24 protein-coding genes are annotated in these 26924 nt (G+C 64.6%); 13 read left to right on the top strand and 11 right to left on the bottom strand.

The features are described 5' to 3' along the window. Nucleotides 1-195 precede the first annotated feature (195 nt). Both clpX and QMG84_RS17280 read right to left on the bottom strand, forming a co-directional pair. On the bottom strand, nt 196-1461 hold the full coding sequence (gene clpX, locus QMG84_RS17285; protein WP_165052215.1) for an ATP-dependent Clp protease ATP-binding subunit ClpX: 1266 nt from the start codon (nt 1459-1461) through the stop codon (nt 196-198). Nucleotides 1462-1773: 312 nt separating this feature from the next. After that, nucleotides 1774-2991, bottom strand: coding sequence for a 6-phosphofructokinase (locus tag QMG84_RS17280; protein WP_281929415.1), 1218 nt, complete (start codon nt 2989-2991; stop codon nt 1774-1776). Between the two features lie 268 nt (nt 2992-3259). Here QMG84_RS17280 and QMG84_RS17275 point away from each other — a divergent pair, with 268 nt between their 5' ends. Further along, nucleotides 3260-4516 carry a methyltransferase domain-containing protein gene (locus QMG84_RS17275; protein WP_281929412.1) on the top strand — a complete coding sequence of 419 codons (1257 nt, stop codon included), beginning with the start codon at nt 3260-3262 and terminating at the stop codon, nt 4514-4516. Between the two features lie 563 nt (nt 4517-5079). On the opposite strand, the gene secA is transcribed toward QMG84_RS17275, so the two are convergent. The 6 genes from secA to QMG84_RS17245 form a co-directional block, all read right to left on the bottom strand. Beyond that, nucleotides 5080-7899, bottom strand: a complete 2820-nt coding sequence (gene secA, locus QMG84_RS17270; protein WP_281929410.1) for a preprotein translocase subunit SecA — start codon at nt 7897-7899, stop codon at nt 5080-5082. Nucleotides 7900-8323: 424 nt separating this feature from the next. After that, nucleotides 8324-9469 (bottom strand): cytochrome d ubiquinol oxidase subunit II, encoded by a 1146-nt coding sequence (gene cydB / locus QMG84_RS17265; RefSeq protein ID WP_281929408.1) that lies wholly within the window; start codon nt 9467-9469, stop codon nt 8324-8326. Nucleotides 9470-9493: 24 nt separating this feature from the next. Beyond that, a complete protein-coding gene (locus tag QMG84_RS17260) occupies nt 9494-11077 on the bottom strand; it encodes a cytochrome ubiquinol oxidase subunit I (protein WP_281929406.1) in 1584 nt (527 codons plus the stop codon). After that, nucleotides 11077-11223 carry a hypothetical protein gene (locus QMG84_RS17255; protein ID WP_281929404.1) on the bottom strand — a complete coding sequence of 49 codons (147 nt, stop codon included), beginning with the start codon at nt 11221-11223 and terminating at the stop codon, nt 11077-11079. The genes QMG84_RS17260 and QMG84_RS17255 overlap by 1 nt, the downstream gene beginning before the upstream one ends. A gap of 298 nt (nt 11224-11521) precedes the next feature. Beyond that, nucleotides 11522-11941, bottom strand: a complete 420-nt coding sequence (locus QMG84_RS17250; RefSeq protein ID WP_281929403.1) for a DUF2267 domain-containing protein — start codon at nt 11939-11941, stop codon at nt 11522-11524. Between the two features lie 279 nt (nt 11942-12220). Next, nucleotides 12221-13189 (bottom strand): polysaccharide deacetylase family protein, encoded by a 969-nt coding sequence (locus tag QMG84_RS17245; protein ID WP_281929401.1) that lies wholly within the window; start codon nt 13187-13189, stop codon nt 12221-12223. Nucleotides 13190-13208: 19 nt separating this feature from the next. On the opposite strand from QMG84_RS17245, the gene QMG84_RS17240 reads away from it, so the two are divergent. Beyond that, nucleotides 13209-13661, top strand: coding sequence for a GNAT family N-acetyltransferase (locus QMG84_RS17240; RefSeq protein ID WP_281929399.1), 453 nt, complete (start codon nt 13209-13211; stop codon nt 13659-13661). On the opposite strand, the gene QMG84_RS17235 is transcribed toward QMG84_RS17240, so the two are convergent. Next, nucleotides 13607-14176 carry a GNAT family N-acetyltransferase gene (locus QMG84_RS17235; RefSeq protein WP_281929398.1) on the bottom strand — a complete coding sequence of 190 codons (570 nt, stop codon included), beginning with the start codon at nt 14174-14176 and terminating at the stop codon, nt 13607-13609. The two genes, QMG84_RS17240 and QMG84_RS17235, sit on opposite strands and share 55 nt — an antisense overlap. 347 nt (nt 14177-14523) lie before the next feature. Here QMG84_RS17235 and QMG84_RS17230 point away from each other — a divergent pair, with 347 nt between their 5' ends. The 8 genes from QMG84_RS17230 to QMG84_RS17195 all read left to right on the top strand — a co-directional run bounded on the left by QMG84_RS17230 (nt 14524) and on the right by QMG84_RS17195 (nt 20353). Next, nucleotides 14524-15507, top strand: coding sequence for a zinc-dependent alcohol dehydrogenase family protein (locus QMG84_RS17230; RefSeq protein WP_350356516.1), 984 nt, complete (start codon nt 14524-14526; stop codon nt 15505-15507). Between the two features lie 486 nt (nt 15508-15993). Next, on the top strand, nt 15994-16518 hold the full coding sequence (locus QMG84_RS17225) for a hypothetical protein (protein ID WP_281929394.1): 525 nt from the start codon (nt 15994-15996) through the stop codon (nt 16516-16518). Between the two features lie 200 nt (nt 16519-16718). Continuing rightward, nucleotides 16719-17021 (top strand): 50S ribosomal protein L21, encoded by a 303-nt coding sequence (gene rplU, locus QMG84_RS17220; RefSeq protein WP_202071209.1) that lies wholly within the window; start codon nt 16719-16721, stop codon nt 17019-17021. A 163-nt stretch (nt 17022-17184) separates the two neighbouring features. Then, on the top strand, nt 17185-17451 hold the full coding sequence (gene rpmA / locus QMG84_RS17215) for a 50S ribosomal protein L27 (protein ID WP_202071210.1): 267 nt from the start codon (nt 17185-17187) through the stop codon (nt 17449-17451). Nucleotides 17452-17640: 189 nt separating this feature from the next. Beyond that, the gene (locus tag QMG84_RS17210) at nt 17641-18243 is read left to right on the top strand and encodes a GNAT family N-acetyltransferase (protein ID WP_281929391.1); all 603 of its coding nucleotides are present in this window, start codon (nt 17641-17643) and stop codon (nt 18241-18243) included. Between the two features lie 7 nt (nt 18244-18250). Further along, the gene (obgE, locus tag QMG84_RS17205) at nt 18251-19312 is read left to right on the top strand and encodes a GTPase ObgE (protein WP_281929390.1); all 1062 of its coding nucleotides are present in this window, start codon (nt 18251-18253) and stop codon (nt 19310-19312) included. Nucleotides 19313-19367: 55 nt separating this feature from the next. After that, the gene (locus QMG84_RS17200; RefSeq protein ID WP_281929389.1) at nt 19368-19760 is read left to right on the top strand and encodes a DUF2946 family protein; all 393 of its coding nucleotides are present in this window, start codon (nt 19368-19370) and stop codon (nt 19758-19760) included. Between the two features lie 158 nt (nt 19761-19918). Continuing rightward, complete coding sequence (locus QMG84_RS17195) at nt 19919-20353, top strand: hypothetical protein (protein WP_281929388.1); 435 nt, start codon at nt 19919-19921, stop codon at nt 20351-20353. A 149-nt stretch (nt 20354-20502) separates the two neighbouring features. On the opposite strand, the gene QMG84_RS17190 is transcribed toward QMG84_RS17195, so the two are convergent. Beyond that, entirely contained in the window at nt 20503-21165 is a 663-nt protein-coding gene (locus QMG84_RS17190; protein WP_202071215.1) for an O-methyltransferase, read from the bottom strand. A gap of 192 nt (nt 21166-21357) precedes the next feature. On the opposite strand from QMG84_RS17190, the gene QMG84_RS17185 reads away from it, so the two are divergent. Next, complete coding sequence (locus QMG84_RS17185; protein ID WP_202071216.1) at nt 21358-21726, top strand: hypothetical protein; 369 nt, start codon at nt 21358-21360, stop codon at nt 21724-21726. A 279-nt stretch (nt 21727-22005) separates the two neighbouring features. Here QMG84_RS17185 and QMG84_RS17180 read toward each other — a convergent pair whose 3' ends face one another. Next, on the bottom strand, nt 22006-23841 hold the full coding sequence (locus tag QMG84_RS17180) for a M3 family oligoendopeptidase (protein ID WP_281929387.1): 1836 nt from the start codon (nt 23839-23841) through the stop codon (nt 22006-22008). Nucleotides 23842-24194: 353 nt separating this feature from the next. On the opposite strand from QMG84_RS17180, the gene QMG84_RS17175 reads away from it, so the two are divergent. Further along, nucleotides 24195-25505, top strand: coding sequence for an IS4 family transposase (locus QMG84_RS17175; protein ID WP_281928760.1), 1311 nt, complete (start codon nt 24195-24197; stop codon nt 25503-25505). A 156-nt stretch (nt 25506-25661) separates the two neighbouring features. Further along, a complete protein-coding gene (gene glyA, locus QMG84_RS17170; protein ID WP_281929386.1) occupies nt 25662-26921 on the top strand; it encodes a serine hydroxymethyltransferase in 1260 nt (419 codons plus the stop codon). Nucleotides 26922-26924: the final 3 nt, after the last annotated feature.

Genomic DNA, 26924 nt, shown 5'->3' with positions numbered 1-26924 from the left:
CCGGCCGACTTTCTAGTAGGACTTGGCCGCACAAACACTCGCTCTCGCGCCTGCACGCCTAACGAAGCCGCGGCGAAACGCCCGAATAGCCCCGTCAACGCAGAAATGGGAAACGCAAATCGCCGATTCAAGGAGAGGTGAAACGGGGGCCGGGCTCGGGCCCGGCGCGCCCTTTGGCGACAGACGGCGCGCGCTTTAAGCGCTGGCGCCGCTTTTTTCGCTACGCTCTGCGTAGATGTACAGCGGTCTCGCTTTGCCTTCAACGACTTCCGGACCGATCACCACTTGCTCGACGCCCTCCAGACCCGGGAGGTCGAACATGGTGTCGAGCAGAATGCCTTCCATGATGGAGCGCAGGCCGCGGGCGCCGGTATGGCGCTCGATCGCCTTGCGGGCGACGGAGGAGAGCGCGTCGTCCTGGAAGGTGAGCTCGACATTCTCCATCTCGAAGAGGCGCTGATACTGCTTGACCAGAGCGTTCTTCGGCTCAGTGAGGATCTTCTTGAGCGCGTCCTCGTCGAGGTCCTCGAGCGTCGCGATGACCGGCAGGCGGCCGACGAACTCGGGGATGAGGCCGAACTTCAGGAGATCCTCGGGCTGCACCTGGCGGAAGATGTCGCCCGTGCGGCGCTCATCGGGCGCCTGGACGCTGGCGCCGAAGCCGATGGACGTGCTCCGGCCGCGCGACGAAATGATCTTCTCCAGCCCGGCGAAGGCGCCGCCGCAGATGAAGAGGATATTGGTCGTGTCGACCTGCAGGAACTCCTGCTGCGGATGCTTGCGCCCGCCCTGCGGCGGCACGGAGGCGACGGTGCCTTCCATGATCTTGAGCAGGGCCTGCTGGACGCCCTCGCCCGAGACGTCGCGGGTGATCGAGGGGTTGTCGCTTTTGCGGGAGATCTTGTCGATTTCGTCGACATAGACGATGCCGCGCTGGGCGCGCTCGACATTATAGTCGGAGGCCTGCAGCAGCTTCAGGATAATGTTCTCGACGTCCTCGCCGACATAGCCCGCCTCGGTGAGGGTGGTGGCGTCGGCCATGGTGAAGGGCACGTCCAGAATGCGGGCGAGCGTCTGCGCCAGCATCGTCTTGCCGACGCCGGTCGGGCCGATCAGCAGGATGTTGGACTTCGCGAGCTCGACGTCGCCATGCTTCGTGGCGTGGTTCAAGCGCTTGTAATGATTATGGACGGCAACCGACAGCACGCGCTTGGCTTGCGCCTGGCCGATCACATAATCATCGAGGACCTTGCAGATTTCGCGGGGCGTCGGAATGCCGTCGCGCTGCTTCACCAGCGAGGATTTGTTCTCCTCGCGGATGATGTCCATGCAGAGCTCGACGCACTCGTCGCAGATGAAGACAGTAGGGCCGGCGATGAGTTTGCGGACTTCATGCTGGCTCTTGCCGCAAAACGAGCAGTAAAGCGTATTCTTCGAATCGCCGCCGCCGACCTTGCTCATGATGTTCTCCCGATGAACCGATCCATGGCGCGAATCGATCCAAAACACAAATTAGGTACCGGCTCCGGCCTAACAAAAGGTGGAGAGCGCTTGTCGCGCGTCTCTCCCACTCTCGAGGTAGGCCCTCGGCGCAATACGCACGCCCTCCGAGCCGCGCGGGCCGCTCGCTCCTCCGCGCGGCCCTATTTTATTTGAGGCGCGCCCGGAATTGCAACCTTGCCGCAACTCTGTTGGTTAGCAAGATTCGCGCCCCCGCTGCGCCTACGGTCGCACGGCCGGGGCGACCCCGGCCGCAGCCTGTTAAATCCCCTTTTAGGTCAGTATCTTGGGCACGCGGTTGAGCCGCAGCCGGTAGGCGTCCGGCATGCCGCTGCCGAGCAGGGGCCGCAGATACAGACGGAAGGCGTCGGTCACGTCCGTGCCGCAGGGGCTGATGAACTCATCGGGCATCACTTTTGTTTTTGCGGCGATTTGTTCAAGTGGCGTGAGCTGATAGTCGACCGAATAAAAGCCGGTGCGATGGATTGTCACTGACCCGTCACGATCGCCCCAAATGGCGTATTGGACAGCCTTTTCGCCCACTTCGCGGGCTTCGCGCTGGTCGACGTCCGAGACGCAGCCCACGAAGCTCCTTTGGACATAGCCGAAAGTATCCGCCCGCACGCGCTTATAGCCGAGCCGCTTCTTGACCAGCTCGGTCAGCTCGTCCGCGAGGCCCCCGCCGCCCAGATGCACATTGCCATGCGCGTCGCGCTCCACCTGCTCGGCGAGCTTCTCGGCGATCGGCACATGGTTTTCGTCGCTGACGCCTTCGGAGATGGCCACGACGCAGCGGCCATATTTGTCCATGGTCGCCTTTACGTCGGCCAGGAATTTCTCGATGACGAAGGCGCGCTCGGGAATGTAGATGAGATGCGGGCCGTCATCGGGGAATTTCTTGCCGAGCGCCGAGGCGGCGGTCAGAAAGCCCGCGTGGCGGCCCATGACCACCGCGATATAGACGCCCGGCAGCGCCCAATTGTCGAGATTGGCGCCGGCGAAGGCCTGGGCGACCCAGCGCGCCGCCGAGGGGAAGCCCGGCGTATGGTCGTTGACCATCAGATCATTGTCGATGGTCTTGGGGATATGCATGGCGCGCAGCGGATAGCCTGATTTCTTCGCCTCCTCCGAGACGATGCGGACCGTATCCGAGGAGTCGTTGCCGCCGATGTAGAAGAAGCAGCCGACGCCATGGGCGCGCAGCACCTTGAAGATTTCCTGGCAATACTTCAGGTCCGGCTTGTCGCGTGTGGAGCCGAGCGCCGAAGAGGGCGTGTTCGCCACCATCTCGAGATTATGCGTCGTCTCCTGGGTGAGATCGACGAAATCCTCATTGATGATGCCGCGCACGCCGTGGAAGGCGCCATAGACGCGTTCGACCTCGCGAAATTTGCGCGCTTCCAGCACCGCTCCGACGAGCGACTGGTTGATGACGGCGGTCGGTCCGCCGCCCTGTGCGACGACCACTTTGGAAAAATCGATGGACGACACGCGAGGCTCCTGTCCCAATGCTGCGTTGTTCGCGCCTCCCCGTGAGGGATGGCGACGGCCGGCGATCCGCGAAGCCGGGCGGCGGGAAAGGAGCCCGGCGCGGATTTGAACGCGGAACCTTCCCCAAGAGGAGGGGGCGTCCGCCGCGCGGCGCCAGTCTTATTACCAAAGACGCGTCATTTCTATATAAGCGGCGCCGGGCCGAACCGCCTGCGCCCAGGGCGGCCGGAAGCTTTTGTAGCCCCAGGTCTTTCGTCCGGTGGGATTAATGGATCGCAAAAAGGAACTTCTGAAGCATGTGTCAAAAGAGGCGCGCGGGATCGAGATCGGCCCCTATTTCTCGCCGCTGGCGCCCAAGCGCGAGGGCTACAATTGCCTGTCGCTCGACGTCTTCGACACGGAAGCGGTCAAGCGTCGCGCGCGGCTAGACGCGAGCCTGCCCGCGGGGGCGGTCGATCTGATCGAACCCGTCGACCTCGTCGGAAGCGCGACCGACATCGACGCGCTGTGCCGCGGCGCCGGCGTCGCCGGCGCGCTGGACTATATTCTCTCGTCCCACAATTTTGAGCATTTCCCCAACCCGATCGCTTTCCTTCAGGCCTGCGGGCGGGTTCTGAAGCCGGGCGGCGCGCTCTCCATGGCGCTGCCCGACAAGCGCGCCTGTTTCGACTTCTACCGCCCGTTGACAGGTCTGGGCGCGATGATCGAGGCCTTTCACGATGGCCGGAGCCGGCCGACCTACCGCCAGATTTTTGAGCAAAACGCCCAAATGGCGCGCTTTGTCGACGGACAAAGGTCGCTCGTCTGCTTCCTGCTCGACGAGAAGCTCGAGAAGATCGTTCCCGAGCGCCGGCTCCGCGAGGCCTTCGACGCCTGGGAGGGCATGCGGACGGCCAATGATCCGCATTATCATGACGTGCATTGCTGGACCTTCACGCCGGCGAGCTTCCGTCTCCTGCTTTCCGATCTGTTTTTTCTCGGATTATCGCCTTTTGTCGTGGAAGCGGCGACCGATACAGGCCAGTCCGATTTCGTCGCGCATCTGCGGCTTGTCGGCTATACGACCTTCTCGCCGGCCGAGACCGAGGAATACTACGCCGCGCGTGAGGCGCAGTTGCGCGCCATCGTGCGAGAGGATTGGAGCGTCGCGAAAAGCGACTGCCAGCTCGACATTCTGGAGCGCTTTCATAGCAGCCTGACGGGCAGGAACCCTCTTGTCATTGGCGCGCGCGCGCTGGCGCTGCTGGCGCGCCGGCGGGACCTCTTTCTCGTCAGGCAATATCTCGCGATCAGCCGTTCGATCTTTTTCGATCCGCTGCATTACGTCGAGAGCTATGGCGCGGCCCGCGACCCCGCGCTGGATTATCTCCTCGAGGGCGCCGCGCAAGGGCGCGACCCGGGACCCTTTTTTTCGAGCCGCAAATATCTCGCCCGAAATCCCGACGTCGCCGCGGACGGCGTCAATCCCTTGGCGCATTTTGAAATCTTCGGGCGCAAGGAAGGCCGCCGGCCGGCGCTGCGCTGAGCGCTTTTATGCGCGCCGGGAGCAGTCATACGAGATCCGCTCGATTGGTTCGGCGCCCCGCCGCTCGCGCCGTTTGGACACGCAGGGAATCCCCGCCGTCATTGCGAGGAGCAAAGCGACGAAGCAATCCAGAGCAGTTACTGCGGCCCTGGATTGCTTCGCGTCGCTCGCAATGACGGGCGCTGGGCAAAACCAGCGCTCTTGTCTGGATTCGACAATCCGAGCTGCTCAAACGGAAACGGTATAAAAGGCCCCTCTCGCAAGGCGCGGAGGGGCGAGTTTTCCCAGAGGTAAAGCTAATAGATCAGGAATTCACGTTGCGGCTGGTGCGGGCGATATAGATGCCGCCGCCGATAACGATCAGAAGCATCGCCGCGGGAATGATGAAACCGTCCATTTTCTGCCTCCATAGGTGAGCGGACGCTCGAAGAGGTAGCGGTTTCCGTGAAAGCTTTTGCGACGACTGGGCGACGCTGAGATGAAGGTCGCGGCCTAATTGGACCGCGCGCCTTCAGGCGCGCAGTTCCAGCGCGGGCCCGAAGGCCCGCGGTCCAAGGTGGCCCTTAAACCAACTGCCCGTGGCAGTGCTTGTATTTCTTGCCGGAGCCGCAGGGGCATTGCTCGTTGCGGCCGACCTTGCCCCAGCTCGTGGGATCGGAGGGGTCGCGCGCCGCCGCCGGCTCGGCCGCCTGCGCGGAGAAATCCATGGCGGCGAGGCGGGCGTTCAAGTCTTCCAGCGCCGTCTGCTCGACGCTGGCGCCGGCCGTGAGCGCCACTGGATTGGGGTGCGACATTTCCATCGGCGGCAGCTCCGGCGGCGCCGAGGGCGGCGCCTCGAAGCTCACCTCGACGCGCATCAATTGCGCGGTGACGGTCTCGTCCCAACGGCTCATCAGGCTGCGGAAGAGGTCGAGCGCCTCGGACTTGTATTCATTGAGCGGATCGCGCTGGGCCATGCCGCGCCAGCCGATGACCTGACGCAAATGGTCGAGCGCGATGAGATGCTCGCGCCACAGCGTATCGAGCGACTGCAACACGACCTGCTTCTCGATCATGCGCATCAGCGGCGGCGTGCTGCGTTCGACGCGCTCCTCATAGGCCTTGTCGGCCGCCTCCAGCAGGCGCTCCTTGAGCTCCTCGTCGGCGATGCCTTCTTCCTTCGCCCAATCGGCGACCGGCGCGTCGATATTCAGCTTGGCGTGAACGTCCTCGGCAAGGCCGGCGATATCCCAGGCCTCGGCATAGGCGTCGGACGGAATATGCGTCGAGACCAGCGTCTCGACGACTTCGGCGCGCATGTCGGAGACCTGCTCCTCGACGCTCTCCTCCCCCATGATCTCGCGCCGGCGCTCGAAGATGACCTTGCGCTGGTCGTTCATGACGTTGTCGAATTTGAGGATGTTCTTGCGGATGTCGAAGTTGCGGGCTTCGACCTTGTGCTGCGCCTTCTCGATCGCCTTGTTGATCCAGGGATGGACGATCGCCTCGCCCTCCTGCAGGCCGAGCTTCACGAGCATGGAGTCCATGCGCTCGGAGCCGAAGATGCGCATCAGGTCATCCTGCAGCGACAGGAAGAACTTGGAGCGGCCGGGATCGCCCTGGCGGCCCGAGCGGCCGCGGAGCTGATTGTCGATGCGGCGGCTCTCGTGCCGCTCCGTGCCGATGATGTAGAGGCCGCCGGCGGCGAGCGCCTGCTCCTTGAAGCGGGCGACCTCCTCGCGGATTTCGGCTTCCTTGGCCGCGCGCGCATCGCCCTCCAGCTCGGCGCATTCATGCTCGACGCGCATATCGACGTTGCCGCCGAGCTGAATGTCGGTGCCGCGGCCGGCCATATTGGTGGCGATGGTGATCGCGCCCGGTACGCCCGCCTCCGCGACGATATAGGCTTCCTGCTCGTGGAAGCGCGCGTTGAGGACGGCGAGCATTTTCGAGGGCTGGCCGGCGCGCGCCGACTCATAGAGCTTCGACAATCCCTTCGGATCGGCGAAGTCGATCATCTTGTAGCCCTGCTGGATCAGGAAGTCCGCGAGCTGCTCGGATTTTTCGATCGAGGTCGTGCCGACGAGCAGCGGCTGCATCCGCGCATTCGCGTCCTTGACCTCTTCGAGGATGGCGTTGAGCTTTTCTTTCGCCGTGCGATAGACCTCGTCGTCGTCGTCGCGGCGCTGGACTGGGCGGTTGGTCGGAATTTCGACGACGTCGAGCTTGTAGATCTCGGCGAATTCGTTGGCTTCCGTCGACGCCGTGCCGGTCATGCCGCCGAGCTTCTCGTAGAGACGGAAATAGTTCTGGAAGGTGATCGACGCGAGCGTGACGTTCTCGGGCTGAACCTGCACGCGCTCCTTGGCTTCCAGCGCCTGATGCAGGCCTTCCGAATAGCGGCGGCCCGGCATCATGCGGCCGGTGAATTCGTCGATGATGACCACCTCGCCCTTGCGGACGATATAGTCCTTATCCTTCTGGAACAGCTTATGGGCGCGCAGCGCCTGATTGATGTGATGGACGAGCGTGACGTTGTGCGCTTCGTAGAGCGCGCCTTCGGTCAGCGCGCCGACTTCCGCCAGCAGTTCTTCCATATGCTCATTGCCGGCGTCGGTGAGATGCACCGTGCGCTGCTTCTCATCGAGCTCATAGTCCTCCGAAGCGAGCTTCGGCATGAGGCGGTCGATGGTGTTGTAGAGGTCGGACTTGTCGTCGACGGCGCCGGAGATGATGAGCGGCGTGCGCGCCTCGTCGATGAGAATGGAGTCCACTTCGTCGACGATCGCGAAATGATGTCCGCGCTGCACCATCTGCGCGAACTCATATTTCATATTGTCGCGCAGATAGTCGAAGCCGAATTCGTTGTTGGTGCCATAGGTGATGTCGCAGGCGTAGGCGGCCGCGCGCTCGTCATCGGGGAGGTCGTGGATTACGCAGCCGACGCTCATGCCCAGGAAGCGATAGATGCGGCCCATCCACTCGCTGTCGCGCTTGGCGAGATAGTCGTTCACCGTGACGACATGCACGCCCTTGCCGGCGAGCGCGTTGAGATAGACGGCGAGCGTCGCGACGAGGGTCTTGCCTTCGCCGGTGCGCATCTCGGAGATCGCGCCTTCGTGCAGCACCATGCCGCCGATGAGCTGCACGTCGAAATGGCGCTGGCCGAGCGTGCGCTTGGCCGCCTCGCGGACGGTGGCGAAGGCGGGAACGAGCAGGCTGTCGAGCGCGGCGCCGGCGGCGATCTGCTCGCGGAAGGCGACTGTCCGGGCGCGCAGCTCCTCGTCCGAAAGGGCGGCGAGCTGGGGCTCCAGCGCATTGATCGCATTGACTTTCGGCGTGTAGGTCTTGAGACGGCGGTCGTTGGCCGTGCCGAAAATCTTCTTGGCGAGGGCGCCGAGCATTCCCACGAACCTTTCTGTGGCGCGCCGCCGCTCTACGCTTGCGCCGTTTGTCGGCGGGCGGGGCGCAGCACGCAAATGTCTTGGAAAAGCAACCGCTTGCGACAGCGACCGGCACACCGGACGTCAGGGTCGACGCGGCATTTCCGCCGGAGAGATAAGAGGGTGGGGGACCCTTGTCAATGTAAGGGGTAGCGGCGCATTTTGCGGCGGGCGAGCAAATCGCGGCCGGCGTCGTTAGCCGCAAATACCTCCCCTTTACGGGGAGGTCGGCGGCCAAAGGCCGCCGGGTGGGGTTCGCGCCGCAACGGCAGTAGTGGGGCTTTACCCCACCCGACCCCGCTTACGCGGGGCCACCCTCCCCGTAAAGGGGAGGGATAAGCTCACGCCCAGCGTTGCCCAATTCCCCGTGGGAGTATTCTCACCTTCAATAAGCATGCCCCCCGGGCTCGAAAATATGTGACGGCACCTTCCCGCGCAGCACGCGATAGACCCACGCCGTATAAGCGAGAACGATCGGCAGGAAGATCACGACCGCGATGAGCATCACATACAATGTCAGGTGGCTTGACGAGGCGTCCCAGGCGGTGAGGCTTGCATTCGGCTCGCTGGACGAGGGCATGATGAAGGGAAACATGGCGAGGCCCGGCGTCGCCACAATGCCCACGACGGAAGCGGCGCTCATGACGAAGGCGGCGACCTCTCGGCGCAAGGCAAACATCACCGCGGCCAGCAAGGCGCCGACGAGACCCAGGAGCGGCGCCGCCGGCGACCAGGGAAAACGCTCGTAGTTGCGCATCCAGGCCCCCGTGGCGACCTCGACGGTCTTGCGTAAGGGGTTGGACGGCGCATTGGCGGCGATCTGGCTCGTGATCGCATAGCCGTCCAGCATCGAATAGGCATAGACGCCGCCGAGGGCGAAGAGCACGAGGGTCACAATGCTCGCGATCATTCCGGCGCGCCGCGCCCGGCCGGCGATCGGCTCGATCGTCTTTGCCTGAACATAGGCCGCCCCATGCATGACCAGCATGGCGACGCTCACGAGTCCGCACAGCAGCGCGAAGGGATTGAGGAGCTGGAAGAAGCCCCCCGTGTAGACCGCTCGCAGCTCCGCATCGAAGCGAAACGGCACGCCCTGCAGAAGATTGCCGAAGGCGACGCCGAAGATGAGCGCCGGCGCAAGGCCGCCGATGAACAGCGCCCAATCCCACACCGACCGCCACAGCGCATTGTCGACCTTGCCACGGAATTTGAACGCGACAGGCCGCAGGATCAGCGCCAGCAAGGTGACGAACATCGCGACATAGAAGCCGGAGAAAGAGGCCGCGTAGACCGGCGGCCAGGCGGCGAAGGACGCGCCGCCGCCGAGAATGAACCACACCTGATTGCCCTCCCACACCGGGCCGATGGAGTTGATGAGAATGCGCCGCTCCATGTCGCTGCGCCCGAGAAATGGCAGCAGGATCGCGGTCCCAAGATCGAAGCCGTCGAACACGGCGAAGCCGATCAGCAATATGCCGAGCAGCGCCCACCAGATGACGCGCAGCGTGTCGTAGTCGATCGGGACATGCATCTCAGCCCCCAGGGGTCGAAGGCGTTAGCCATGCGCAACGTCGTCCAGCGCGACGCCGCCGGGCGGCGCCTGTCGGGTCGCGAGGTCGGGGATCTCCCAGGTCTCGGCCGGGCCGAGCCGCACATATTTCGCCATCAGGAAAAGATCGACGACGAGCAGCGCGGAGTAGAAGATGAAAAAGCCGACGAGGCTCAACCATACGTTGGCCGCTGGGATCGGCGAGGCCGCGAGAAAGGTCGGCAGCACGCCTTCGATGATCCAGGGCTGGCGCCCATATTCGGCGACGATCCAGCCGAGCTCCGCCGCGATCCATGGCAAGGGCAGGGACCAGAAGGCGAGGCGCAGCAGCCAGCGCCGCCGCTCGAAGGCGCGCCGCGACGAGACGTAGAACATCACGGCGAATAGCGCGATGAAATAGAAGCCGAGCGCCACCATCACGCGGAAGGACCAGAAGATGACGGGCACATTGGGGATCGTGTCCCAGGCCGCCCGCTCGATCTGCTCCGGCGTCGCCTTTGCGGGATCGTCCGTATAGCGGCGCAGCAGCAAGGCGTAACCGAGATCGCCTTGCCGCTCCTCGATCGTCTTGCGCATATCCGCCGACGGCTCGGCGCTGGTGAGGCTGCGCATCGCGCCGTAAGCCTCGACGCCGCGGCCGATGCGCGTCTTGGCCGCGTCCACCAGCTCGTAAATTCCGGGGATGACCGTCGTCAGCGATCGCGTCGCAATCAGCCCGAGCATCCACGGCGCCTGTATGGCGTAGCGCGTCTCGCGCCGCTCTGGATCGGGAATGCCGAAAATCGTGAAAGCGGCGGGCGGCGGCTCGGCGCGCCACAGGCCCTCCATCGCCGCGAGCTTTACCTTTTGATTTTCCGTCGTGACGTAACCGCTCTCATCGCCGAGGACGACGACCGATAAGGCGGAGGCTAGCCCGAAAGAGGCGGCGACAGTCATCGAGCGTCGCGCGAAAGCGCGATGGCGCCCGTGCAGCAAATACCACGCGCCGATGGCGAGAACGAAAATCGCGCCCGTGACATAGCCGGCGGCCACCGTATGCACGAATTTCGACTGCGCCACCGGATTGAACAGCACCGCCAGGAAGTCGGTGACTTCCATCCGGATCGTGTCGGGATTGAAACGGCTGCCGACCGGATTTTGCATCCAGGCGTTGGCGACGAGAATCCACAGCGCCGAGAAATTGGAGCCCAGCGCCACGCACCAGGTGACGGCGAGATGGCCGGGCTTGCTGAGGCGGTCCCAGCCGAAGAAAAACAGGCCGATGAAGGTCGCCTCGAGGAAGAAGGCCATCAGCCCTTCGATGGCGAGCGGCGCGCCGAAAACATCGCCGACATATTGCGAATAATAGGACCAGTTCGTGCCGAACTGGAATTCCATCGTAATGCCCGTCGCGACGCCCATGGCGAAATTGATGCCGAATAAAATGCCCCAGAAGATCGTCATGTCGCGCCAGACGCGCAGGCCGGTCATGACATAGACGCTCTCCATGATGGCGAGCAGCACCGAGAGCCCGAGCGTCAAGGGAACGAAGAGAAAATGATAAAGCGCGGTGAGGGCGAATTGGAGTCGTGAAAGCTCGGCGACGTCCATCACGGCGCCCCGAAAAGCCACGCCGCCGCGCGCGGCACGGAGGGCGCGGAGGCAAAAAACGCCAGATACAGAAAGGCGAGGGCCAATCCCTTCGCAATCAGGACCGCGCCGATCTCTCTGGCAAAGCTTTGGTCTTGCGCACGCATGAAACGCTCTCCCAAAGCGAACAAACGCCCGGGCGGGAGGCTTGTTCCTAAAGAGGCGAAGAGACGGCTATCGCTTTCATACAAGATCCGCTTGATTGGGCCGGTGTCATTCTCGACGCTCGCAAAGCGAGCGATCGGGAATCCAGAGCAAAACCAGCGCTTTTGTGGCTCTGGATTCCCGGTCGGACCTTCGGCCCATCGGGAAAGACACGGCCCCATGCGAGCCGTTCAAACGGAAATGCTATCGGACTACGACAAAGGGCGCTGGCGCCGCGTCGGGCAAGCTTCTTTCAGCTTGCTAGACGCGCCAAAATTCCGCCGCGCCGTCCGGCAGTGACGCCAGAACCCGTTCGAACTCGGCCGCATCGACATGTTTGCGCAAGGCGGCGGCGACATCGCCGATACAGGACGAAGGGGCGAAATTGTGATCGCGGCGTAACGCCTGGGCCTCCTGGGCCATCGACGCAAGATCGCCAAAGGGCGCCCGAATCTCGTCGGTGTCCCAGTCGGAGACGAAGATCGCCCTCAGGATTGGCGGCAGCACGCCCGCGAAACGGATCGCGTCGGAGAGTGGGAGACGACGGCGAAAAACTTGGAGCACGCCCTGGACCATCGTGTAGGTCTGATTGCGGGTCGCAAGACCAGAGATGTCACGCGCATTCGCAAGAAACGTCTCGAATTGTTCCGACGCATGTTGGACATCCATGGGTATCGGCATCAAGCGCATCCTCTTGTTCGGTTCGCTGAACTGGCGCCCCTCGTCATGGCCGGGCTTGTCCCGGCCATCCACGCCGAGCAATAAGTAGCTAATGCTGGGCTTGCGTTGGCGAGAGGAACAAACCTCGCCCTCCATGAACTTTATCCATAGCGATAATGCGTCTTCGGCTGTGCCCCTGGGCGTGGATGGCCGGGACAAGCCCGGCCATGACGGCCCCCCGACTCTCGTAGCATTTTACTGAGGGCGCGCGCGCCGTATCGAAGTTCGCCAACGCTAGACCTACGGCGCCTCGTTGAGCGCCCGAAATGGCTTCGGCATTCGCCCGCTCTTCAAGAGCCGCGAGAAAATCTGCAACCCGCCCGGCTCATTGCCGTTGGGATGCACCAGCACGATGGAGCCCGGCTTCGGCGGCGGGCCGAGCGCGAGCCAGCTATCCGCCCCCAGCGCTACGAGATGGCGCTCCTTCAGTCTCTCCAGCAGCGCGCCGTCGGACACGAGCCCGGGGAAGCGGAAGAAGACCGACGGCGTCTCGCCATGGGCGATGAGGATCTTCTCCGTCTCGAAAATCTCGCGGTCGAGGTCCACGCCGGGCCGCAGCAGATAGTTCTGCGCATCCCTCAGCCCCGGAATATAGGGGTGCGAATAGGAGTGATCGGCCCAGCTAATGTCGAGCGCCCCCGAGCGCGCCTTCTCCTGCAGCCAGGCGAAATCCTCGCCATGCTGCGCGATCCAGGCACCGGAGACCGAGAGGGTCAGCGGCGTTCCCGGCCCCTGCGCGGCGACTTCCTCGATGAAGCCGCGGTCGAGCGGCTTGTGGCTCGGGCAAAGATCGCCGGTGATGAAAGCTCCGGCGCCCTTGCCATGGATGAGCCCGGCGTTGACCAAAGCGGGCGGCCGCTCCGGGTCTTGCGGCGGGCGCACGGCCTGCAGGAAGCGGGTTTCCGCCTGTTCTGCATCGTGCGTCTCCTCGCAGCGCCAGCAGGTTTCGCGCTCCAGCGTTGTTTTCAGCGTCTGCGGATCGACCGTTAGCAGCAGCTTCTCGCCGTCGACGCGAAAGCGGCGCGTGGCGAGGCGCGTTTCGCCGTCCTTGACGCAGCTCTCGAAGATCGCCTCATAGCCCTGCACACGCGCGCCGGTCGCGCCGGCCAGGGGGGCGATCGCCGCCGGGCCGCAATCACCTTCCGCCCATGCCGTTGCGGTGGCGGAGAGGCTTGCGCAAAATAGAAGGGCGGAAAGAGCAGTTTTCATAAGCGCGGTGTCTAGCAGAATGCCTGAGCTCAAGAAGCTGAGCCTCGTCGTCGAGGCGGCGGAATCGGCCGAAGTCGCCGCCAATCTCGGCGCTGAGATCGCCGCGCGTTTCGGCCCGCGCGAGGAGGCGCCGCTTTCCCTCGCCCTTCGCGACGCGGGAGGCGCGCTTCAAGGCGGGCTCAACGGCGTCATCCATTGGCGCTGGCTTTATATAAGACATCTCTGGGTGGCGCCCGAGTGGCGCAGCCAGGGATTTGCGAAAAGCCTCATCGCCGCGGCGGAGCGCGAGGCGCGCGCCCGCGGCGCCATCGGCGCCTATATCGACACCTTCGATCCGGCGGTCGCGGGGTTTTACGAGCGACTGGGTTATCTTCGCTGCGGGGAAATCGCCGACTTCCCGCCGGGCGCTCAGCGGATTTACTTGAGCAAGGGATTCGCGGGCGAGAAGAAATCGTCTTTGGAAATCTCGTAAATCACATGAACGACGGGAACGCCGCTCGGCAGGGCGACCGTCTCCATCCGCTCGCTCAACCGTCCGCCGATTTTCTCCATGGCGCGGCGCGACCGGGCGTTGCTCTCGCCGACCCTGAAATACACAGTGTCGACGAAACGGAAGGCGTGACGCAGCATGAGGGCCTTCACCTCGGCGTTATAGGCGCCGCCCCAAAAAGCCCGGGCGAGAAAAGACCAGCCGATCTCCGCTCTCCCGGCTCCCGGCTCCGGGACGTTGTAGCGCGAGGACCCGATGATCCGCCCCGTCGCCTTGTCGATTACGACCAAAGCGCCGCCGGAGGCGACGTATTCATCGAACAGCTTTCGGAAAACAGGCTCCTGATAGCGGTCCGAGGCCGGATGCTGCGCCCATAGCTGCGGGTCGGAGGCCACGGCGTAGAGCGCGCCAAAATCGGCGCGATCGAGCGGCCGCAGCCGCACGCGCGCGCCTTCGAGGCAGGGCTGCTTGTCGAATTCCTGGGCTTGCTGCTCCACGCGTCCGCCGCTTTTGCCGTGTTGAAGCCCGAGGTCTAGCCGCCGGCTCCCTGGCAAGCAAGAGGGCGGGCGATCGGGGAAACTTTCTCGTCCTTCACACGCCGCCCACCTTCCCCCGCGTCATGGCCGGGCTCGTCCCGGCCACCCACGCCATGCCGATGCAGCAGCGCTGGGTGGACGTTCGCGGCGCAAGCGAATTTCGACATAGGTTGGAAGTCGCGGGAGGCCTGCGTATCTTCGACCATAGTAGGGTTACGCCCCTCGGCGTGGGTGGCCGGGACGAGCCCGGCCATGACGCTGGCGGCGGCGTGAAGATCTCATGCTGGAGGGGAGCAATGACCGAAACCATGAAAGCCATGGTCCTGCGGCGCCCCAACACGCCGCTTGTGATGGAAGAGCGTCCGCTGCCCGCGCCCGGCCCCGGCGAGCTGCGCCTGCGCGTCGAGGCCTGCGGCGTGTGCCGCACCGATCTCCATGTCGTCGACGGCGAGTTGCCCGATCCCAAGCTCCCCATCACCCCCGGCCATGAAATCGTTGGCCGCGTCGAGGCCATGGGTCCGGGCGTTTCGGGCTTTGCGGTCGGCCAGCGCGTCGGCGCGCCCTGGCTCGGCCATACATGCGGCCATTGCCCCTATTGCGTCACCATGCGCGAAAATCTTTGCGACGACCCGCTCTTCACCGGCTATACGCGCGACGGCGGCTACGCCACCCACGCCGTCGCCGACGCCTCCTTCTGTTTCGCCCTGCCCGAGACGGGAGAAGCCGCGACTTTGGCGCCGCTGCTCTGCGCGGGGCTCATCGGCTGGCGCACGCTGAAAATGGCGGGGCCGGCTGAGACGATCGGCGTCTATGGCTTCGGCGCCGCCGCCCATATCATCGCCCAGGTCGCGATCCTGCAGGGCAGGCGCGTGCATGCCTTCGTGCGTCCCGGCGACGATGCGGCGGCGCAATTTGCGCTCTCGCTCGGCGCGGCGAGCGCGCAAGGGTCGGATGCGCCCGCGCCCGAGCCGCTCGACGCCGCGCTGATCTTCGCGCCCGTTGGCGCGCTGGTTCCCCGCGCGCTCGGGAGCGTCAAGAAGGGCGGCGCCGTCGTTTGCGGCGGCATCCATATGAGCGACATTCCGAGCTTTCCCTATGCGCTGCTCTGGGGCGAGCGCCGGCTGCAATCGGTCGCCAATCTGACGCGTGAGGATGCGCGGGAGTTTCTGGCGCTCGCGCCGACCCTGCCGCTGAAGATGCATGCGACGCCTTATCCGCTCGCGCAGGCCAATGAGGCGTTGAGCGATCTGCGCGACGGGCGCTTGCAGGGAGCGGCGGTGCTGATTCCTTGAAGCCTGGGCTGCGCGAAGGGTCTGTTCGAAAAGGAAAGGATCGCGATGCCAACCGGCCCTAAAGACGAGAAGCGTCCCGCCGACCCGATAGCGCGCGTCCTAAAAGTTACGCGCGTCACGCGCGAAAAGCTGAAGGAGTATCGTCCCGAGTCCGACAAGGACACCCAGGAGCTTGGCCGCAAGGGCGGGAGGAAGCGCGCGGATGCGCGCTTGACAGATTCTCTAGTCTGAAAAGAGTGAAGGCGGCGTCCCTCGCGGGACCCGCCTTCTGATCTTGTCCACGGTAGGGGCTTTCGCAACCTATCCGCAGCTCACGAACGCAGTCATACCCCGAGGGGCGTTAACGTGCAATTAATAAACTCGCCAACGTCTGAAAAGTTCCATGCTGTGGAAAATGCGATACAATCAGAGCGTATTCTTAGGTATTTTACGGCGGCTAACATGGATAGCGCGGCTGCATTCAGACTTTACCTATGGAATTGCGCCATGTGTGAAGCGTTTTTTATATCTCTTCATTTCGCTGAAATCGTTTGCAGGAACGCAATACACAAGCGACTTATCGAAAGATGTGGCGAAAAATGGTATGAAAACATGACTTTGCAAAAGATTTTGGATGAACGATTTAAATATGAGCTTCTTGATGCTATAGGGGAAGAAAAGCGCCAGCATGGCGAAAAACTAACTTCTCACCATATTGTTTCAGCGCTCAATTTTGCGTTCTGGGAGCACTTGATGACGAAGAGGTTCGAGAGATTTTTGTGGTCGAACGGAATTTCATGCAGCTTTCCGAACGCCCCGAACAGGATCGGCCGAGAGGATATGAGAGAGCTGATCGAGTCGGTACGCAGATGGCGAAACAGAATCGCACACCACCGCGCTATCTTCGACAAAGGCCCAGCCAAAAAGCATCAGGATGCGCTGTTCCTGATTCAATGGGTTTGTCAGGATACGGGGGAATGGGTTGCGGCGTCGTCAAAGGTTCCGGCAGCTATCGCTCTTCGCCCAGCATAAAATTCAACTGAGTCACTATCACTTTCTGGATTTCCTTGACAGGCGCCCCACCGGCACGTTAGGGAACCCAATGCTTCGTCGCGGCGGCTTCGCCGCGTTTTTCGTTTTTCGGAAACGAAGCGCAACCGGTCCTACTGCAAAAAGCCGGCCCGCAGGCGTAATCGCCATGCGAGAGCCGGGCTCGAACACAGGAAAAAACGATGTTCGCAGTCATCAGAACCGGCGGCAAGCAGTATAGCGTGTCCGCTGGCGATATTATCACGGTCATGGCGCTCGATGGCGCGCCGGGCGACAAGGTCACCTTCGACGAGGTGCTGATGATCGGGGGCGACGCCCCCAAGGTCGGCGCCCCCACGATTGCAGGCGCGAGCGTCGCCGGCGAGATCGTCGAGCAGGCCCGCAGCCCCAAGTCGATCGCCTTCAAGAAGCGCCGGCGCCAGAACTCCAAGCGCAAGCGTGGCCATCGCCAGGATTTGACGCTGGTCAAGATCCTTTCGATCTAGCGCACGCTTCGCTCGCATGGCATCATGCGGGCGACTAGAGATCGCGCCGGGTCGAACTCTGGAGCGCATGCGACCGCAAAACGATTTGCGGGCTGCGCTTCTCGGCAACGGCATTCACAGGCGGCCCTGACGCCGCCATACAGGAACAAGTCGGAGCAGGACAATGGCTCATAAGAAAGCGGGCGGCTCGTCGCGCAACGGCCGCGACTCGGACGGCCGGCGCCTCGGCGTCAAGAAATTCGGCGGCGAATCGGTGCTCGCCGGCAACATCATCATTCGCCAGCGCGGCACGAAATGGCATCCCGGCCGCAACATCGGCATGGGCAAGGATCATACGCTCTTTGCGCTCGTCAACGGCGTCGTGGAGTTCAAATCCACCCGCGGCCGCGCCAGCGTATCGGTCGTACCGGCTGTTGAGGCCGCAGAGTAAGGCGGACGGATCGTCAAGCGACCCGCCGCCGGTCTTTCCCCGGCGGACAGGTCGTCTCGACCCGGTAGGGAGCAAAGCTCCCGAGCGAAATGTCCGGAAAAAGGCCCAAAGGGCCTCTAGGGGGAAGCGGCCGACGCTTTCCCCTTGTTCGTTCCGGGGCCACATTCGGTCTTTCGCTTGGAGCCTTTTATGTTTCCCGAGATTACCCAAGACGACGTTTTCAGGCTGGAAACCGAGCGGCTGTGGCTGCGCTGGCCGCGGCTCGCCGATGCGGCCGCCTTGGCGAAACGCGCCGGCGATCTGGAAGTCTCCAAGCAGACCGCGACCATTCCCCATCCTTATAATATCGGCGACGCCGAGGAATTCGTGCGCCGCGCCCGCGCCGAGAACGAATCGGGGAGGGGACTCGTCCTGGCCCTGTCGTTCAAGAAAGAGCCAAACGATCCGATCGGCGTGATCGGCGCGCATGGCTCCGCCTTTCGCGGCACCGCGTATCTCGGCTATTGGCTGGGACGGGATTTCTGGGGGCAGGGGCTGATGACGGAGGCCGCGCGCGGCTTCGTCGACCTGATCTATGGCGTCTCGTCGCTGGGCGAAATCGTCTGCGATTCGCTGCCGGGCAATGTCGCCTCGCAGCGGGTGCAGGAGAAGCTCGGCTTCACCAGCCTCGGCGAGATCGAGGCCGACGCCCCGGCGCGCGGCGGGCGGGTCAAGGTCGTGCGGATGCGGCTCTCGCGCGGCGCCGCCCATACCGCCTTCGGCGCCCGGCGCCCTAAATTGACCTCCACATGAGCGTGACATGAAGTTTCTGGATCAAGCCAAGGTCTATGTGCGTTCGGGCGACGGCGGCGCGGGTTGCGTCTCGTTCCGGCGCGAGAAGTTCATCGAATTCGGCGGGCCTGACGGCGGCGACGGCGGCCGCGGCGGCGACGTCGTGGCCGAATGCGTCGACGGGCTGAACACGCTCATCGACTATCGCTATCAGCAGCATTTCAAGGCCAAGACCGGCATGCACGGCATGGGCAAGAACCGCGCCGGCGGGCGCGGCGCCGACGCCGTGCTGAAAGTGCCGGTCGGCACGCAGATCTTCGAGGAGGACGAGGAGACGCTGATCGCCGATCTCACCGAGGTCGGCCAGCGCGTCGTGATCTGCAAGGGCGGCAATGGCGGCTTCGGCAACGCCTATTTCACCACCTCGACCAATCGCGCGCCCCGCCGCGCCAATCCCGGCCAGCAGGGCGAGGAGCGCACCATCATCCTGCGCCTCAAGCTCATCGCCGACGCCGGCCTCGTCGGCCTGCCGAACGCCGGCAAATCGACCTTTCTAGCGAGTGTGACGGCGGCAAAGCCGAAGATCGCCGATTACCCCTTCACCACGCTGTACCCGGGCCTGGGCGTGGTGCGCCGCGACGGGCGGGAATTCGTGCTCGCGGACATCCCCGGCCTCATCGAGGGCGCGCATGAGGGCCATGGCCTGGGCGATCGCTTTCTCGGCCATGTCGAGCGCTGCCGCGTCCTGCTGCATCTCGTGGACGCCACGGGCGAGCACGCCGGCAAGGACTATAAGACCGTACGCGGCGAGCTTGCCGCCTATGGCGCGGGGCTCGACGAGAAGCTGGAGATCGTCGCGCTCTCCAAGGTCGATGCAGTCGAGCCCGAGCAGCTCAAGAAGCAGCGGGAACGCTTGAAGCGCGCCATCGCCAGCGCCGGCCCGGCCCCCGAGGCGCGCGGGCCCCTGCTGGCGCTGTCTTCCGCCTCCGGGGCCGGCGTCACCGAGGTCCTGCGCGCCGTCAGCGCGGCGATCGACGCCTCCAAGACCCAGGAGAAGGTCGAGGCCGAACCCGCCGAATGGCGACCTTGAGCCGCACCCTCGCGCCATTGACCTTAACAGGGTCACTCACTAGCTATTAGAGATTATGAGCTCCTGCAGCGACAAACATAGGCACTTCGGCTCGACGGCGGCGACGCTGCTCGTCGCCTATTTGCTTATCCTGCAGGGTCTCGCGGCGGGCACGGTCGCCAGCGCCCGCGGCGCGGCGCTCTTCGCCGACGCCATCTGCCAAAGCAAAGCCTCCGGCGCGCTCGACGGCGCCCCGGGCGCCCCGATCCGGACCAGCCGCCATGGCGACGCCTGCTGCGTCGTCCAGATGGCCTCCTTCGGCGGCGCGGCGGCCCCCTCGCCCTTCGTCGGCGAGACCCCGCCGGCGCTCTCCTATGTCGCGGCGCGGCTCGCCTTCGGCCACGCCCTTCCCAACGCCGAGGCGGCCACCCCGCCGCTCGGCTCGCGCGCGCCCCCCGTCCTGATCTGAAGCCCGCCGCGGTCAGCGGCGTCGAACGATCCGCTCCATTCGACGAGCGGCTCTTCTCAGGCAAGCGACTCCATCGCCATCTCACGCATCACTTCGCGGGTCGGAGGGCCTAGCGGCGTGTCATGGCCGGCTGGAGCGCGTTCAGCGACTTCGGATCAATGGAACAGAAAACCCAACCCACGCGAAAGCCGACCAAAACTGTCCCCCGCGTCTCCGCCCGCGAGCATCGCTGCTCGCAGAACGGCAAGCTGAGCAAAGCAGTCGAAGGCTCCATCCGCTTCGCGCATGAAACCACTGAGGCGCCGGCGAAAGGCCGCCTCGAGGTGATGGAGATGTATTTCGACGCCTCCGGGCGCCCGATCAAACGCAAGAGCGTCGGCGCCGCGCGCGTCTCGCGGGCCTATGACGCCCGGGGCAATCAGGTCGAGGAGGCCTATTACACCGCCGAGGGCAAGCCGACCGCCCCCAAGGACGTCGGCGCCGCGCGCATCGCCTGGCGCTACGACGACGAGGGTCGGCGCGTCGAGGCGGCCTTTTTCGGCGTCGACGGCGCGCTGATCGAGCGCCCTCACAAATTGCCGGCGGAAGCCTAAGACGCGTCGCCCCCCTCGCGTGCCCGCCGGTTGCCTACTGTCATTCCCGACGCTCGCAAAGCGAGCGATCGGGAATCCAGAGCAAAACCGATGCTCTTGCGGCCCTGGATTCCCGATCGGGCCTTCGGCCCGTCGGGAATGACAAGGCCTCACCTTACCCGGGCGATCAAAAATCCGTCCCAGCCTTTCGAGCCGACGGTCTGAATGGCGGTCGCCGTCACCCGCGGCTCGGCCGCGACGTGATCGAAGAGCTTTCGGCCGCCCAGGCCGCCGTCGTCGGTCGTATGGGGATCGGCGACCGCGCCGTCGCGCACCACATTGTCGACGATAATGAGCGACCCCGGCCGCGACAGTTTGAGCGCCCACCCAAAATAGGCGGCGTTGTTGGCCTTGTCGGCGTCGATGAAGGCAAGATCGAAAGGCGCGCCGCCTTCGGTTTCGATCTTGGGCAGAATATCCAGCGCGGCGCCCACGCGCAGATCGACCTTCTCGGCCACCCCCTCGCGCGCGATATTTTGCCTGGCGACCTCGGCGTGGCGCGGGTCGAACTCGATGGTGACGACCCTGCCGCCATCGGCGAGCGCGCGCGCCAGCCATATGGTCGAATAGCCGCCCAGCGTTCCGATTTCCAGAATGCGCCGCGCGCCGATCGAGGCCGCGAGCAGATGCAGCAGCTTGCCCTGCGGGGCGGAGACGTCGATGGCCGGCAGGCCGGACGCCCGGTTGGCCTCCAGCGTCGCGCCCTGCCGGTCGGCCGGCGGAATCAAACGGTCGGAAATATAATCATCTACGATTTTCCATTCATTGGTCATGGCTGCGCCTCTTCTCTCGAACAACCCCAAAACTCGAAACCATTTGACCTCGAACAGCGCTTCGTGCGAAGTGCCGCGGTTCTCGCTCGCGACATGCGGCGGGACAGGGAAGGCTTGATGGCCCTATCTCGCGCCTCAGTCTCCCTGTGGCCGAGCCGGCGCGCCAAGCCGAAATCTATGGGAGCGAAACAGATGATCAAGCTTGCTTTGACCACGGCCGTCGCCGTCGTGGCTTTCAGCGCCTCGGCCTTCGCCGCCAGCTACAGCGTTACGGAAATCTCCTCTTCGGGCATCAAGCGCGCCAATGGCACGTGGAAGCTGACCACGGAAGGCGACAAGGTTGCCGGTTCCGCCGACATGCAGCTCGATAACGGCTCGGTCATTACCTATAAGCTCGACGGCAAGGTCGAGGGCGGCGTCTACAAGCTGAACCTCAACGACCGCACCGACGGCAAGAAGGACTGCGTTTGGACCGGCAAGCCGAATGAATCCGGCAAGGTCTTCGAGGGCCCGGTTCAGTGCGGCAGCGAGAAGTTCTCGATCCGCGCCGGCGTGCAATAAGCTCTCGGTCAAGAGGGAACCAAACGCCGGCCGTTGGCCGGCGTTTTAATTTTTAGAAGTGTTGAGCTTCCAAGCGATTTCTTCTGGCGCCCCAACCTCCCCGACCGTCATGGCCGGGCTTGTCCCGGCCATCCACGCCGAGGGGCATGGCCTACCCAGGGACGGGACGAGGTTTCGCCAGATAGTAAACTCATCCGCTCGATACGCTTTGGCGCCTGCGCGGCGTGGATGGCCGGGACGAGCCCGGCCATGACGAGGGAAGGGTAGGCGGTAGCTCCCTCACGCCCCCTCCATCGCCTCCAGCTCGCCGATCAGCCCCTCGATCATCTCCAGCCCGATCCCCCAGAATGCCGGATCGCGCGCGTCGAGGCCGAAGGGCTTCAACAGCTCGTCGTAAGGCTTGGCGCCGCCCGCCTCGAGCAGCGCGAAATAGCGCTCGGCGAAGCCCTCATGCGCCTTTTGGTAGACGCCATAGAGCGAATTCACCAGGCAATCGCCGAAGGCATAGGCGTAGACATAGAAGGGCGAATGGATGAAATGCGGGATATAGGCCCAGAAGGTTTCATAGCCCGGCCCCAGACGGATCGACGGCCCGAGGCTGTCGCCCTGCACGCTCATCCAAATCTCGCAGATCTGGTCCGCCGTCAGCTCGCCATTGCGGCGCTCGGTGTGGACCTTGCGCTCGAAGGCGTAGAAGGCCATCTGGCGCACCACCGTGTTGAGCATATCCTCGACCTTGGAGGCGAGCAGCGCGCGGCGCTGCACCGTATCGGGGGCCTGCGCCAGGAGGGAACGGAAGGTCAGCATTTCGCCGAAGACCGACGCCGTTTCCGCCAGCGTCAAAGGCGTCGGCGCCATCAGCGCGCCCTGCGGCGCCGCCAGCACCTGATGCACGCCATGGCCCAGCTCATGGGCGAGCGTCATCACGTCGCGCGTCCGGCCCTGGTAGTTGAGCAGCACATAAGGATGCGCCGAGGGCACGGTCGGATGCGAGAAGGCGCCTGGCGCCTTGCCCGGCCGCACCGGCGCGTCGATCCAGCGCTTGTCGAAGAAGTCGCCGGCGATCTCGGCCATGCGCGGCGCGAAGCCTTTGTAGGCGTCGAGCACGATGCCGCGCGCCTCCTCCCAGGAATAGCGCTTGGAGGGCGTCGCCGGCAGCGGCGCGCTGCGGTCCCAATAATCGAGCGCATCCTTGCCGAACCATTTGGCCTTCAGCTTGTAATAGCGATGCGACAGGCGCGGATGAGCCTGCGTCACCGCCTTGGCCAAAGCCGCCACCACCTCGCCTTCGACGCGGTTGGAGAGGTGGCGCGAGTCGGCGACGTCCTTGAAGCCGCGCCAGCGGTCGGAGATTTCCTTGTCCTTGGCGAGCGTGTTGGTGATGAGCGAGAAGGTACGCAAATTGCCCTTCAGCGTCACGCCGATCGCCTGCGCGGCCTCGCGCCGTTTGTCCTCGTTCGGGTCCTGCATGAGATTGAGGACCGGCTCGATCGCCAGCTCCTCGGCCCCGACCTTGAAACGCAGCGAGGCGATGGTCTCGTCGAAGAGGCGGTTCCAGGCGGCCGCGCCCGAGATGTATTTTTCGTGGAACAGCTCCTCGAGCTTGTCCTCAAGCTCGTAAGGCTTCTCTTTGCGAATGTCTTCGAGCCAGGGCTTCCAGCGCGAGAGCGGCGCCGTGTCGGCCGCCGCCATCAGCACCGCGTCGTCGAGACGATTGAGCTCGAGCTGAAAGAAGAGCAACTGCGCCGAGGCGTTGGTGATCTTCTCCTGCACGTCGCCGTAGAATTTGGCTCGCGTCGGATCGGTGGTGTCGCCGCTGTAGAGCAGCCCGGCGAAGGACATGAGCCGGCCGAGCAAATCCTGCAGAACTTCGTAGCGCGCGACCGCTTCGCCGAGCGTCGCGCTGGCTTGCGCGCCCGTCGCGAGCTCGGACAGCTTGCCGCGATAATCCTTGCCGAACTGCGTCACATCCGCGGCGACGCGCGCCAGATCGGCCTGGAGCCGGGGTGAATCCGTGCCCTCGTAGAGGTCAGCGAGGTTCCACTCGGGCAGGGTTTCGGAAAGGCCCGCGGCGGCGTCCGCGGATGAAAATGTGGCGGAGGGGGTGAAGCGCATTGTGAGAAACCATGGGAAGAGTTGCGGAGGCCGGTGCGGCGAATTGCTTTATTCATATGAGCAAAGCCCGAGGGCGATCAACCCGCGGCGCGAGGCTACGGCGGCAGCGCGGCCCCCTCCCTGTCCCTCCCCCGCTTCGCGGGAGAGGGGACGCTCGCGATCAGCATTCTCTAAGAAGGCCACGGCCTGACTCCCTCTCCCGCGAAGCGGGCTATCGAATGCACACATCGTGATTGCCTCGGTCGGGTCTGTTTGATTCCGTTGGTCGCGTTTTGATTCGCGGGGTGGGGCATGGCGATTTCGTATGGACTGGGGCGGTTCGGCGACCGCCGCCTGGAAAAAGGGGGGTCTCGTTGCATCGGGGCCTCGTCGCGCGGCCGTGCGCGCGCATCCGTCGGATCGCCGGCGGGCGGCGGGCGCAGGAGGTGCGGCTCGCGCGCTTCCTGCGCAATCCTGCGGTGACCGCCGAGGAGATGGCGCGGCACGCCGCCGGGCTCACAGCGGCGCGGGCGGCGGGTCGCGACATAGTGGTGGCGCAGGACACCAGCGAGCTGGCGCTCGGCGGCAAGCGCGCGCAGGCGAACGGCTATGGGCCGGTCGGCAAGGGCGGCGGGACGCGCGGCCTTTTGCTGCACGCGGCCCTGGCGCTCGACGCCGGCACGGGCGCGCTGCTCGGCCTCGCTCATGCCGAGGTCTGGAACCGCGACACGGGGGCCAAGGTCGCGGCGCGGCGCTCGCGCGCGCTCGCGGACAAGGAATCGCAGCGCTGGCTCGATGTGGCGACGCATGCGCGCGAGGATTTCGCGGCGGCGAAGCGGATCACTGTCGTCTCGGATCGGGAGAGCGACATCTACGCGCATCTCGCGCAGCGTCCGGGCGGCGTGGAGCTGATTGTGCGCGCCTGCCAGAACCGGACGATCGCCGCAGACGGCGAGGATGCGATCGAGCTTTTGTTCCCCTTCGCCGACGGATTGGCCGAGGCGGGCCGCTTCGTCGCCGAGATCCCGGCGGCTCCGGGACGCAAGGCGCGCAAGGCGGCGCTCGCGGTCCGCGTCTCGCCGGTCACTTTGCGCAAGCCGCGCCACGGCGCGCGCGACTTGCCGGACGCGGTCGGCGTGACTTTGGTCGACGTGCGCGAGGTCGGGGCCGCCGAGGGCGTCGCGCCCATTCATTGGCGGCTTCTCACGACCCATGCGGCGACGAGCCTGGCCGAGGCGCGCCGGGTGATCGACCTCTATCGAATGCGCTGGACCATCGAGGAATTCTTCCGCACGCTGAAGACGGCGGGCTTCGAGATCGAGCAGGCCGACATCTGCGATCCGAAAGTGATGATCAAGCTGGTGGCGGCGACGGCGGTCGCCGCTGTGACGGTCATGCAACTGGTCAAGGCGCGCGACGGCGCGACCGACCAGTTGCTGACGGACGCTTTCGAGCCCGAGGACGAAGCGCTGCTCGAGGCCGTCTCGGCGAAGCTCGAGGGCGCGACGGCCCGCCAGAAGAACCCCCACCGCAAAGGCAGCCTCGCCTTCGCCGCCTGGGTCGTCGCCAGGCTCGGCGGCTGGACCGCCTATTACGGAAAGCCCGGCCCCAAAGTAATGCGCCAGGGCCTCGACGACTTTCGACGAATAAAGTTCGGAGCCGCGCTGACCTTCTACGATGTGTGAATCCGATAGCCGCAAAGGGGAGGGATGGGGAGGGGGTAACGCAGCGCCCTTTCGCGCTTGCTCGCCGATATGCTTCTCTTTGGGTGACTTGACTGCGTTCTAGCGCAGAGCCGACGCTGATTTGGCTCTGGATCCCTTAATATAGGAGCCCACCTCATGCCCCAGCCGCCCTCGGGCTATTTCGCGCGCGGCCTCGAAGCCGACCCGGAGCTCGAAGCCGCCATCACTGGCGAGCTCACGCGCCAGCGCGGCGGGATCGAGCTGATCGCTTCCGAAAACATCGTCTCGCGCCTCGTGCTCGCGGCGCAGGGCTCCGTCCTCACCAATAAGACCGTCGAGGGCGCCGCCTATGCTCGCTACTATGGCGGGGCGGAATTTGCCGACGCCATCGAAGCGCTCGCCATCGACCGCGCGAAGAAGCTCTTCAACTGCCGCTTCGCCAATGTGCAGCCGCATTCGGGCTCCAACGCCAACGCCGGCGTGTTTCTCGGCCTGTTGAAGCTCGGCGAGCCCATTCTCTCCATGAATGTCGCGGCGGGCGGGCATATCAGCCATGGCCACCCTGCGACGCTGACCGGGCGCGACTATTCCATCACGCAATATGGCGTGAGCCGCGAGAGCGAGTTGATCGATCTCGACGCGCTGCGCGACCTCGCGCGCGCGGCGCGGCCAAAAACGATCGTCGCGGGCGGCTCGGCCTATCCGCGCGCCATCGACTTCGCGGGTCTGCGCGCCATCGCCGATGAAGTGGGCGCCTATCTTCTCGTCGATATGGCGCATGTCGCCGGGCTCGTGGCTTGCGGGCTTTATCCGCATCCCTTTCCGTATGCGCATGTGGTGACGACGACGACCTATAAATCCTTGCGCGGCGCACGCGGCGGAATGGTTTTGTGGAATGACGAAGCGCTCTCGAAGCGCCTCGACGCCGGCATATTTCCCGGCGTGCAGGGCTCGGTGATGCTGCATGCCGTCGCGGGCAAGGCGGCGTGTTTGGGCGAGGCGCTGCAGCCGGCGTTTCGCTCTTATAATGAAGCCGTGCTCGAAAACGCCCGCGCGCTTGCCGCAACGCTTGCGGACGCGGGCCTGCGCATCGTGACCGGCGGAACCGATGCCGGGCTCATGCTCGTCGATCTCTCGGCGACGGGCGTAACCGGCGACGTCGCGGCCAAGGCGCTGGAGAAGGCGGGGCTCGCGGTGAACAAGAATATGATCCCCTTCGATCCGCGCCCGCCAGAGGCGCCCTCGGGCCTTCGTCTCTCCAGCAACGCCGGAACGACGCGCGGCTTCGGCGTCGCGGAGTTCCAGCGCATCGGCGCATGGATTGCCCGCATTGTGCGCAATCCGTCCGATCTTCGTACAATCGACGCAACGCGCCAGGAAGTGCTGGCGCTGTGCCGGGCTTTTCCTATTTACTAGCGG

It is taken from the genome of Methylocystis iwaonis (assembly GCF_027925385.1).
In the GTDB taxonomy this organism is placed as follows: Bacteria; Pseudomonadota; Alphaproteobacteria; order Rhizobiales; family Beijerinckiaceae; genus Methylocystis; species Methylocystis iwaonis.
Note: the sequence above shows the minus strand (reverse complement) of the source record. Positions and strands in the feature narration are given on the sequence as shown.